This is a genomic window from Flavobacterium tructae, assembly GCF_001853485.1.
In the GTDB taxonomy this organism is placed as follows: Bacteria; Bacteroidota; Bacteroidia; order Flavobacteriales; family Flavobacteriaceae; genus Flavobacterium; species Flavobacterium tructae.
On sequence record NZ_MIKE01000022.1, the window covers coordinates 409495 to 421500 of the forward strand.

Consider the following 12006-nt stretch of genomic DNA (forward strand, 5'->3'; position numbering starts at 1 on the left):
AATGAAAGAAAATGAAATAACAAATTTTGACTTTAATCCGCAATTGCGTGAACTAGTAAAAAACTATTGCGAAATGAAATATGAAGAAAACTCAATCACCGATGATTGGCATTTATGGCAAGAGTACCAATTATTACTAAAAGACAATAAATTGAATGACCTTTTTGAAGTTGAGTATCTTTTAAATTCTTGGGAAAATGGATAACATTGACGAAAAAATAAGAATCAAACAAATGGAAATTAGTATTGAAGAAAATCCAGAAAGAAAAGCTGAACTACACACACAAATGACCAAATTACAATTTCAAAAAGAAATTGCTGTTATCAAAAAAAAAATAGAACAATTAGGCTAGCCCCTAGCCCCCCCTCTCCTCCTTCGATGTAATTAATAATTTATCTCTCGTTACCTCCCTCAAAAAAAACAAAAAAACATTGCTCTATTGGGGGGTATCGATGGCGTTCGAAAATTTTTTTTCTGGAATTTTATCACTCCCTTTTGTTCCTAGATGCTCCTGTATTTCTTCTTACGGTCTTTTCTAAAAGACGTGTTTTTATCATCAAAATCAAGTTTTTTAATGATTACGTTCGTGAATTGTTTTAATTAATTCGAAATAATATTTTTAATATCTATAAATGATTATTTTTGAAGATTAAAGTAATTAAATCTTACAATGAACGCATCTCAAATAGAAAAAAACGTAAGCGAATTAGTAAAATTAATAGATAAAGAAAATTTTATTTTTGATTTATTAATTGCTTATGGAATTTCCAAAACTTCGATAACTCGTTTAAAGAAAGGCGATTTCAATTTATCAAAAATTGAAGGAGAGGTTTTGTATAAAAAGAAAGTATTCTTTAAAGAAGTTGCTTCTGATAAATTACTAACCACTATTGATGATTTAACTAAAAATGAAGAAGATTTAAAACATAATCCTCGTTTTGTAATTGTCACTGATTATATTACTCTATTAGCAAAAGACATCAGAACAGGCCTAACGCTTGATACTCCAATTACTGAAATTAATAAAAGATTTGATTTCTTTTTACCTTGGGCAGGACAAGAAAAGTACCAATCTAAAAATGAAAATCATGCTGATAGAAAGGCTTCTTACGAAATGGCCAAACTGTATGATATTTTGGTACACGAAAACCCAAATATTTACGACGACGGTGGCCATAATTTAAATATCTTTTTATCAAGATTGTTATTTTGTTTCTTCGCAGAAGATACAGGAATATTCAATGAAGAAGGAGTTTTCACAAACACATTAGGTCAACATACGAAATCTGATGGTAGTGATGTACATTTATTTTTAGATAGATTATTTAAAGTATTAAACACTGAAGACAATAGCGATGAACCTGCTTATTTACAAGTATTCCCTTATGTAAATGGTGGGTTGTTTGGAAGTAATATAGTATCTCCAAAATTCTCATCTAAAGCTAGGAAGATAATTCTCGAATGCGGAGGATTAGATTGGTCTGAAATTAATCCAGATATATTTGGTTCAATGATTCAGGCAGTAGTTAATCCTGAATACCGCAGTGGTTTAGGAATGCATTATACTTCTGTGCCTAATATTATGAAAGTAATTGAGCCTTTATTTCTAAATGAACTTCGCGAAGAGTTTGAAAAAAGTAAAGGAAAACCGAGCCAGCTAAGAAAACTAATTTATAGAATTTCAAAAATAAAATGCTTTGACCCTGCCTGTGGTAGTGGTAATTTTTTGATTATAGCTTATAAAGAATTAAGACAATTAGAAATTGAAATTTTACAAGACATTTATAATACAGAAAGTCAAGTTTCTATTGTTTTTACCGAAGTTAAACTATCACAATTTTATGGTATTGAATTAGATGATTTTGCCCACGAAATGGCCATTTTATCACTTTGGTTAGCGGAACATCAAATGAATAAAGTATTTGTGGATGAATTACACGATTACGGTAAAGCTAAACCTATTTTACCATTAAAAGATGCAGGACACATTACACAAGGAAATGCTACAAGATTAGATTGGGTAAAGGTTTGTCCAATAAGTAAGAATGATGAAGTTTACATTTTGGGGAATCCTCCATATTTAGGTTCACGCAATCAAGATACTGAACAAAAGGAAGATATGAGATTCGTTTTCCGAAAAGATTATAAAAGTTTAGATTATGTTAGTTGTTGGTTTTATTTAGGCGCAAAATATATTGAAGGGTTTAATGCTCAAATTGCATTAGTTTCGACAAATTCTATTTGTCAAGGTGAACAGGTCGCAATTACATGGCCAAGAATATTAAATGATAAAATAGAAATTGGATTTGCTTATCAATCATTCAAATGGACTAACAATGCAAAAGGCAATGCTGGAGTTACCGTAATAATAGTAGGATTAAGAAATATTACAAATAAAGTTAAATATCTATTTGACCATGGCTTGATGAAAGAAGCTACAAACATATCACCATATTTAACAAATTCTAAATCAATTTATATTAAAAGAACATCTTCTCCAATATCAAATTTACCAGTAGCAGTATTTGGAAATATGCCAAATGACGGGGGTAATTTATTACTAAATGAAATTGAAAAAGAAGAGTTAATTAGTGCATATCCGCAAACAACTAAATATATTAAAGAGTTTATCGGTGCTCATGATTTTACAACTGGTAAAAAAAGATGGTGTTTGCTAATTGCAGACAGAGAACTTGAAGAAGCAATGAAAATTGACATATTAAGTAAAAGACTGGACAATGTTAGAAAAATAAGAGAAAAAAGCACTGAAGTTAGTACTAGAGAAAAAGCAAATACACCGAATCAATTTTACTTTTTTTCTCATCAAGATACCGACTCGATTCTGATACCTAGACACACTTCAGAAAGAAGAGATTATATTCCAGTTGGTTTTTTTGACTCTAAAACTGTAATTGCAGATTCGGCTTTAGCTATATATAATGCACAACCATGGATTTTTGGATTACTAAATTCAAAAATCCACATGTCTTGGGTTAGAGGTGTTGGAGGTAAATTAAAAACAGATTATAGATATTCAACAGGATTATGCTTCAATACATTTCCCTTTCCAAAAATTACAGATAAACAAAAAGAACAAATTAATTTGCATGTTTTTGATGTCTTAGACGAAAGAGCAAAATATCCCGAAAAAACCTTAGCACAATTATACGACCCCGATAAAATGCCAAAAGGATTAAGAGAGGCACATTATCAATTAGACCTTGCAATAGAACGATGCTATCGTTTAAAGCCTTTTGAAAGTGATGTAGAGCGTTTGGAATACCTTTTTAAAATGTATGAAGAAATGACAACCAAAAATAGTTTAGCTATAAAAGAAAAGAAAACGAAGAAAGTAAAATAATTATGCCAGATATAGTTCACGTTAAATACAACCAGACAGGTAAAAGCAAAAAAACTAATGAGTTTGGTATGAGGGAAATGCAGGAAAGAGCTTTTGAAGCTCGTACTGCACAATATTTATTAATCAAAGCACCTCCAGCATCTGGAAAATCAAGAGCTTTAATGTTTATTGGTTTGGATAAATTAATAAAACAAGGTGTTAAAAAGGTTATTGTTGCCGTTCCAGAGCGTTCTATCGGTAGTTCTTTTTCAAGAACTGATTTAATGAAAGATGGTTTCTTTGCCAATTGGGAACCAAATGATATTTATAATCTTTGTACGCCAGGTGGTGAAAGCAGTAAAGTAAAAGCATTTAGTAAGTTCCTTAATAGTGATGAGAAAATATTAATTTGTACGCACGCTACATTACGTTTTGCTTGTGAAGGTATTGATGAAAAGACTTTCGATAATACAGTAATAGCAATCGACGAATTTCATCACGTTTCAGCAGATGGTAATAATCGTTTAGGTGAAGTACTACGTTCTATTATGACAAAGTCAAAAGCACACATTGTGGCTATGACTGGTTCTTATTTTCGTGGAGACAGTGTTCCCGTGTTGTTACCTGAGTTAGAAGCTCAATTCACTAAAGTAACTTATAATTATTATGAACAATTAAACGGATATGAGTATTTAAAATCCTTAGGTATTGGTTATCATTTTTATCAAGGAAAATATTTCAAACCTCAGGACGATACAGGTATCTCAGCAATTGCAGAAGCTATAAAAGAAAATCAAAAAACAATTATTCATATACCAAGCGTAAATTCTGGAGAATCATCAAAAGACAAATACGAAGAAGTAAATCATATAATTGAAGCTATAGGTGAATTAGAATATCAAGATTCTAATACAGGTTTACTACATGTTCGCAGTTATAAATCAGGCAAACTATTAAAGATAGCCGATTTAGTTAACGACAATCAAAAAGAAAGAGATAAAATTCAAGAATATTTAAGAGTTTCTAGAAATGCTGATGATGTTGACATTATTATTGCATTAGGAATGGCAAAAGAAGGCTTTGACTGGCCATTTTGTGAACACGCATTAACGGTAGGTTACAGAGGTTCATTAACCGAAATAATACAAATTATTGGTAGATGTACTAGGGATAGTGAGAACAAAACACATGCACAATTTACAAACCTAATTGCACAACCAGACGCCGAAGATGGAGAGGTAAAACTATCTGTTAATAATATGCTCAAAGCTATTACGGCCTCATTATTAATGGAGCAAGTTTTAGCACCAAATTTCAAATTCAAACCAAAGTTTCCTGATGAAGATGAATCAGAAGACGATGATGAAACCATTAGAATAAAAGGATTTAAAACACCTACATCTCAACGGGTAAAAGACATTGTAGAATCCGATATTAACGACTTGAAAGCTAAGATTCTTCAAGATGATAAAATGATTAAAGCTCTACCTGGTAATGTTGACCCTGAAGTTATCAATACAGTTTTGATTCCAAAAATTATTCGAGAGACTTATCCAGATTTAACTGAGGAACAAGTTGAAGAAGTTAGACAATATGTGGTAGTTGATTCAGTTATTAAAAATAGCACCATTGAAACACAAGGCGACAAACGTTTTATAAGAATGGCTGATAGTTTTGTAAATATTGATGATATTAATATTGACTTAATCGACCAGATAAATCCATTTCAAAAAGCATTTGAAATTCTATCAAAATCTGTAACAGCATCAGTATTCAAAGCTATCCAAGAAACGATTGACGCTACAAGAATTGAAATGACCGAAGAAGAAGCGGTAGTTTTGTGGCCAAAAATTAAAAATTGGAGGGCTAAAACAGGAACAGAGCCAAGTATCCAATCATTTGACCCGCAAGAAAAAAGAATGGCAGAAGCTGTAATATATTTAAGAGAACAGTTAAGAAAGAAAAAAGCTAATGGCTAAAAAGTTAACATTAGACGATATTTTTAATGATGATGAATTTGGACTATTAGAATCAAAAGCTAAAGTTTCCAATGTAAAATCAGAAGATGAACGATTGATTGATTCGTTCCAAGAAATTAATGTCTTTTTTGAAAAGAATAAAAGAGAACCAAAGGCAGATGTTTTTGTTATTTCAGAAAGAAGTTTAGGAGTTGTATTAAAAGAATTAAGAAAGAACAATAAAAATTTACAAATATTGAAGCCGTACGATACCTATAACTTACTTGGTAATGCAGTCACGGAAATAAATTCAATCGATGACATTTTAAATGATGATGAATTTGGTTTATTAGATACCGATGATACGCTGGAAATATTTAAACTAAAAAATGTTCCAAAATCTTCTGAAATAGCTGAAAGAGATTTTACTGCTCGAAGAAAAGCCATGAAAGACAAAGACTTTGAACCTTATGAATTTAGATTTAAAGAAGTACATAAAGAATTAAGAGAAGGAAAAAGAAAATTATCCGAATTCAAAGATGTCGAGCAAAATCTTGAAAAAGGCAAGTATTATATTTTAGATGGAATTTTACTATTTTTAGAAGATGATGGAATTGAGGACAGGTTAATTAAAGACCGAATTAGAAAAGACGGCCGTACCAGAATCATTTTCGAAAATGGAACAATTAGTAATATGTACTATCGTTCATTAGCAAAATCTCTGTATAATAATGGTAGAATAGTTTCTGATACTGATTCAGATTCAGAAAATGAATTATTTAAAAATGCTAATATTGTCAATGAAAATGATTTAGAAACTGGTTGGATTTATGTTTTAAAATCAAAATCAAACAACCCCGTCATTTCTGAAATTAAAGATTTACATAAAATCGGTTTTTCTAAAGTAGATGTGCGAGATAGAATTAAAAATGCAATTAAAGAACCTACATATTTACTTGCTGATGTCCATGTGGTCTCGACCTACAAGTGTTACAATGTAAATCCACACAAATTTGAACAGCTATTACATCGATTTTTTGCAGAAGTGTGTTTAGATGTAGACATTCATGATGATAAAGGAAGAAGAATTACACCAAGAGAGTGGTTTGTTGCTCCATTTCCAATAATTGACAAAGTGATTGATTTAATCTTAGATGGAACTATTGTCAATTTCAAATATGACTATGAAAATAAAGCCATTATTAGTATAAAATAAAACCAATATCAACATAGAGCTGTTCTAAAACAATCAAAAAATGCAAGAAACAAAAATCTGGAAAGTAAATCACAATATATTAACTGAACTCAATAAGTCTAATTTGGATTATGAAGACAGAATTCATAAATGGATAGAAAATGATATAAAAATTATTCTTCCCGATGCGATTTTAATTGGGTCGAAAATTAAGACAGACCATTTGAAGGAGATTGACTTGTTAGCTATTGATAGTAGTGGTGATTTGATTATCATCGAACTAAAAAGAGGAAATACAACTAGAGATGTTGTAGCTCAAGCTTTGGATTATACTGCTTGGGCTTCAACTTTAAAGGCCGAAGACCTTACTGCCATTCTTCAAAAACAAAATATTCATGAATCAATATATGAGCTTTTAAACAAAAATTTTGATGACGGTGAGCAAATTGAAATTAATGAAAATCAAAAAATTTTAATTGTAGCTTCTGAAGTTGATGCAATTACTGAAAGAGTTATTAACTATTTATCGACGAAAGGCTTAAATATAAATGCAGTAACATTTAATTACTACAAAGACGATAACAGTGAACTTGTAGCGAGAAATTTTTTAATTAAACGCAATGAAATTTTTACAACAGACGAAAATAAACGTAATGGTAGATTTATCACAAAGCTTTTTAATGAAGGAAAATTGTTAGTTGGCCACAAAGTGAGATATATTCCTTTAAATAACAAAGGAGTTGATAATTTTGCTGAAATTGTTAGGAAAGGAAGCAAATGTTTGAAGATTACAGGAACGGACGAAACATTTTCTTTTAGTGGATTAAGAAAGAAATTTATACTTGATAACCAATTAAATGACTATAATGCCTACTTTCCTTATAATCAATGGGGAGAATGGGAGTTGATTGGAGAAAGCGAAAATAAAGAACTAGCAGAATTATAAAATAACAAAAGTTTCACTAATAACAATAGTGAAACTTTTTGTTTTAGCCAAACCCTTACCAGTAAAGGGCTGACATGATTTTAATAAATTTGAAAACTAAAAAAGTTTCACTTTTGTTTTGATATAGTTGTTTTTGAAACTTTTATTACTATCTTTACAGTAATTAATAATCACCACATGAGCCTTAAAAATTCTATTACAACTAGTGACTATCTAAATTTTGATTCAACATTGAACAAAGCAATGAAAATCATCAAAACTGAAAATAACTATAAATTAGGATTCTTGGTTGTGTTTGGTATTAACGCTGGACTTAGAATTTCAGATATTTTGAAATTAAAACATGAGGATTTAGAAAAGGATTCAATTTCATTAGTAGAATCTAAAACTAATAAGAAGCGTGTTATTAGATTAAACGACAATATTAAGAATGCTTACGAAATTCTGAAAACAAGAACAGATATAAGAAGTGGTCATATTTTCACTTCAAACCAGTCAACAGTAATAACGGTACAATATGTAAACCGTAAACTAAAAGAAATGTTTGCAACTAAAAACGTTGCGATTAGTAGTCACTCCCTCAGAAAGACTTTTGGTCGTCAAGTTTGGGCTAATAATGGAGAAAGCGATAAAGCTCTTTTATACCTTAGCGAATTATTCAATCACTCATCACCAGCGATAACAAAAAGATACTTAGGAATCAGACAAGAGGAACTGGATGATATATACATGAGTTTGTAGTGTTCATGTTCACGATGTTCATACTTCTAAAGTGTGAACACCGTGAACAAAAAACTAGAAAATGTAATTCTCATGTAATAGTTTGCTCAAGCAATAAAAAAATGCATCCTAATCAATAATTAAGTTAGACTTTTTTAAAATTTGACTATTGCTACTTCCATCATTTACTAATAAGTATAGTTTATTGTCATAATAGGTAAAACCGTTGCAAAAAGATGGAGATTGATTAAGTTTAATAACTTCTTCATCAATTAGCTTTCCATTTTGAGTATCAACTTTCCAAATAATTGGGTCATTTAAACCAATATGATATTTATTTGTAGCAGTTCCCATTAGATATAAATAATTATTTATCTGCTTAAAATATGAAATTTGCCCCACTGATTTGCCATTTTCTGTAGCTAATTCTTTGTGCCATTTTATATTTAGGTTTTCATCATAACAAATTATTTTTCCTCCATCTGAAATAATTTCAAAAAAGTCGTTACTGTTTTTACTGAATAATTTGTAGTCAGCGTCTACAATGAAATTGTATTTTACGAGCTGTAGTTTTGGGTTCAGAATAATGGCCAATTGATATTTATGAGATGAAGCCATTGGTAGGCTAGTTGGATAATGAACTTTGTATTGGTTATACAGATTAATGTTTAATAATATATTGCCATTATTTAAATAGTCCATTGAATCAATGTCCCATGTATAAGCTTTAACTCCAACTTTAGTTTCGACTACACCATTACCTTTATTTATCATTTGTGGCATGTCACTATTTTCAATAATGTAACTTACATTGAGCATTTTCATGTTAATGAATGCTTTTGAACTATTAAATAACTGAATATAAACATAACCATTTTGATTTTGTATATCTACAGCTTTGGAACTCATAGCATAGTTTCTATTTTTGTCAATAGTAAAAAAATATGATTGGTCTTCCGTAAGCGTATTTTTTGTAACTTGAAATCTATAAATCTTACCATTTTCTTCTATGTCAACGTATGTGCCAACTTTCGTAAATTCACACATGACATCTGGTGAATAATAGCTCCATTGTTCGTTTTTATAACGAGGATAATTATAATATTCAAACTTACTATAATCGTCTATAAAATAGGACGATTTATACACCTTTGAATTACGAAAAGTGAAAAATAAATCTTCATCAAAATTTGGGCGTAAAATATTTAAAGCTCCTAATTTACTGGCGTTAGAATTAGTTCCATCTAAATATTCAATTGTACCAAATTGTTTTTTATTTAAGTCATATACGGAAAAACCGTCAAGTTGCCAATGTTGACCACCATTGCTACTTCGAGGCACAAACAATAATCCATCTTTAATGAAAAGTTCATCTTTCCAATGTTGAGCTTTATTTCTACTCTTTGCCTGCCCATCATTTTTTATTGCGTCTAAATAATATGGGAAAGGTTCAAAATTTGATTCTTTTAAATTTTCAAGAGAAAAAGAAGTTTGACCATTTATTTTAATGGGACTGAGAATACATCCCAAAAAGAGAAATTTAATACCACAGAGTAGAACGATTTTTTTTTTCATTTTTTTAGAGTATTTACTTATTAGTGAACATGATTTTTTTCACAAATATATACGTTTATAGCATAAGCGCTATAACAATTTTCATGTAAATATCTTCTTTTTGATAAGTGGAAAAGAATGATAAAAAAACTAGAATACTAATCTTCGATAAAGAAGGATTAATGTTGTTGGCTAAACGACTTAAGGAGCTACGTTCTGAAAAAAAAATGTCTCAGGAAGAACTTGCTGATAAGTCAGAAATTACTTTATCACAGATTGCAAGAATTGAGACCGCAATAATAAATCCAACCGTTAGTACAATATTTAAAATTGCTAGAGGTCTGGATGTTTCACCTAAAGAGTTGTTTGATTTCGAATTAACTAAAACATTGAAATAAAAAGCTCGCATTTTGAGCTTGATGATATTTATATGAGCTTATAGTTTATTCTGTGTTCTTTTTGTTCACGCTTTTAAAACATGAACACTGTGAACAAAAAGATATTTTAAGAATCAGAGAATATCTTATATGAGAGCTTAAATAAAAATAGGGTAGCCAAAAGCTACCCTATTTTTTTAGACAGTTACTATTGTTCGCTGTCTAATTTTCATAGACAGTTACTGTTTTTCGTTGTCTAAGTACTGCTTAATAGCCGTAGCGACTACTATGACAATACCCAAAATCCCTTTCCAATTCATTGGATGTAGTTTTAGTTGTAAAAAAATTTACTTTGCAAACTAATGCACACTAACGCTAACGGGCTGAAGTTAATTACACTAAAACCGACTCTTTGCAACAACTTCAAAATTGTAGATATCGGTACTTACCTCATGTGTAAGTAGTACAAATATAATCAATAATTAATTTTTAACAAACTGTCTTTTTTGTAATAGATAGTTTTGCAGATTCTTAATTGTTGATGTTGGTAGATTAATTTTGTTCTATGTCAGAAGACAATCTACTAAAATAATCTAACATTTGAAAAGCATTATCATATGTCGTTTTGCCAATATACTTTAAAAACATTTGCTCTGTTCCATGACCAGTTATGCCCATCAAAACTGAGGTTGGAATATTACCATAAAAATTAGTCGCAAAAGAACGCCTACAAACATGAGAACTAATAACTTGCCATTTTTCATATACTCCAAAGGTCAAAGTCCTTTTATCATCAATACGCATTTTACCTTTTACCTTGGTGTTAATTTTAGCTTCTTTACATACTTCTTTACTGTAATGATTAAAATGCTCCAAGTTTATTTTATATGGTAACCCCGTTTCAATTATTTCTAATGCCTTTGGAATTAATGGAATAACCACTAATTTACCCGTTTTCTGCTGTCTTAATTCTATAATTTTCGAACCTTTTATAATCTTAATATTTTTGTCTGTAATATTAAGTAAATCACCTGCTCTTTGTCCAATTAAACAGCCTAACAATAGCCATTTTCTAGCGTTGATGTGTGCTTCACGTACTAAGTCGACATTCTTTATAAGCTCTTGTTCTGCTTCTGTCAATATTATAATCTCTTCAGATTCTTTGACTTCTTTTATAGATTTAATTTGTTTAAACTGTGGATGCGTCACAATACCATTTAATGATGCCTTATTAATAACCGCTCGTAATATTGAAATATAAGTACCTATATAATTCACAGAACGACCTTTAGCTTTATGATATTTTTTAAACGTATCAATAAAATCCAAACCAACATCTCTAATAATCACTGGCTTACCTTTTAAATTATCAACCTCATAATTAGTAATAAATTTTTTCAGGTTTTCTAAATTTTTGATAGAGCCTTTAGTTAAATTATCTCCACTATCTATATAAGAATCTATAGAATTAGTTAGTACATCTAAGTCAACAACAGCAACTTTATTATTAAATAAGTCTATTTGATATTGTAACCATTCACCAGTGAATATTATTCCTTTATCTACATGATTGTTATAAGCTTCATTAATAAAGAGAGACAATTTATCCAACTTAAACTTAATTGCTTTCAATTCTTGATTTTTCAGTATTGGCTGACCTTTATCTTTATTCCAATCATTTGGACTAACTACGAAACCAGTCTTGCGTTTCCAAACAGATTCTCTATTCAATGAATAACGAACATAAATGTTGGCATTTTCATTTTTGCTTTGAATTAAATATTTAATAGTTGCCATCTTTATTTTTTTGAAATCAAATGTAAATAAAAAAATACACTTTTAGCCAACAATTAGTCAACCAAAAGTGTATCCCGATAAATTCATTAAAGTCTAAACAACAGCTAAAGCATTGAAA

The 12006-nt window shown here is 30.0% G+C and carries 10 protein-coding genes; 8 read left to right on the forward strand and 2 right to left on the reverse strand.

What is annotated here, in order from left to right:
* Position 1: 1 nt before the first annotated feature.
* From BHE19_RS09520 to BHE19_RS09545, 7 genes are all read left to right on the forward strand, one after another.
* Positions 2 to 205, forward strand: a complete 204-nt coding sequence (locus tag BHE19_RS09520) for a hypothetical protein (RefSeq protein ID WP_070906909.1) — start codon at positions 2 to 4, stop codon at positions 203 to 205.
* Positions 198 to 353: a hypothetical protein gene (locus BHE19_RS22765; protein WP_165607918.1), complete on the forward strand. Its 156-nt coding sequence runs from the start codon at positions 198 to 200 to the stop codon at positions 351 to 353. The genes BHE19_RS09520 and BHE19_RS22765 overlap by 8 nt, the downstream gene beginning before the upstream one ends.
* Before the next feature lie 318 nt (positions 354 to 671).
* Positions 672 to 3362 (forward strand): class I SAM-dependent DNA methyltransferase, encoded by a 2691-nt coding sequence (locus BHE19_RS09525; RefSeq protein WP_070906910.1) that lies wholly within the window; start codon positions 672 to 674, stop codon positions 3360 to 3362.
* Positions 3363 to 3364: 2 nt separating this feature from the next.
* A complete protein-coding gene (locus BHE19_RS09530; protein WP_070906911.1) occupies positions 3365 to 5320 on the forward strand; it encodes a DEAD/DEAH box helicase in 1956 nt (651 codons plus the stop codon).
* Positions 5313 to 6515: a GIY-YIG nuclease family protein gene (locus BHE19_RS09535; protein WP_070906912.1), complete on the forward strand. Its 1203-nt coding sequence runs from the start codon at positions 5313 to 5315 to the stop codon at positions 6513 to 6515. The genes BHE19_RS09530 and BHE19_RS09535 overlap by 8 nt, the downstream gene beginning before the upstream one ends.
* 40 nt (positions 6516 to 6555) lie before the next feature.
* Complete coding sequence (locus BHE19_RS09540; RefSeq protein ID WP_070906913.1) at positions 6556 to 7440, forward strand: PDDEXK family nuclease; 885 nt, start codon at positions 6556 to 6558, stop codon at positions 7438 to 7440.
* A gap of 177 nt (positions 7441 to 7617) precedes the next feature.
* Positions 7618 to 8181 carry a tyrosine-type recombinase/integrase gene (locus BHE19_RS09545; RefSeq protein ID WP_070906914.1) on the forward strand — a complete coding sequence of 188 codons (564 nt, stop codon included), beginning with the start codon at positions 7618 to 7620 and terminating at the stop codon, positions 8179 to 8181.
* Positions 8182 to 8289: 108 nt separating this feature from the next.
* Here BHE19_RS09545 and BHE19_RS09550 read toward each other — a convergent pair whose 3' ends face one another.
* Positions 8290 to 9735, reverse strand: a complete 1446-nt coding sequence (locus tag BHE19_RS09550; RefSeq protein WP_070906915.1) for a hypothetical protein — start codon at positions 9733 to 9735, stop codon at positions 8290 to 8292.
* A 107-nt stretch (positions 9736 to 9842) separates the two neighbouring features.
* Here BHE19_RS09550 and BHE19_RS09555 point away from each other — a divergent pair, with 107 nt between their 5' ends.
* Positions 9843 to 10112 (forward strand): helix-turn-helix domain-containing protein, encoded by a 270-nt coding sequence (locus tag BHE19_RS09555; protein WP_083342505.1) that lies wholly within the window; start codon positions 9843 to 9845, stop codon positions 10110 to 10112.
* A gap of 531 nt (positions 10113 to 10643) precedes the next feature.
* On the opposite strand, the gene BHE19_RS09560 is transcribed toward BHE19_RS09555, so the two are convergent.
* Positions 10644 to 11888 carry a tyrosine-type recombinase/integrase gene (locus BHE19_RS09560; RefSeq protein WP_070906916.1) on the reverse strand — a complete coding sequence of 415 codons (1245 nt, stop codon included), beginning with the start codon at positions 11886 to 11888 and terminating at the stop codon, positions 10644 to 10646.
* Positions 11889 to 12006 lie beyond the last annotated feature (118 nt).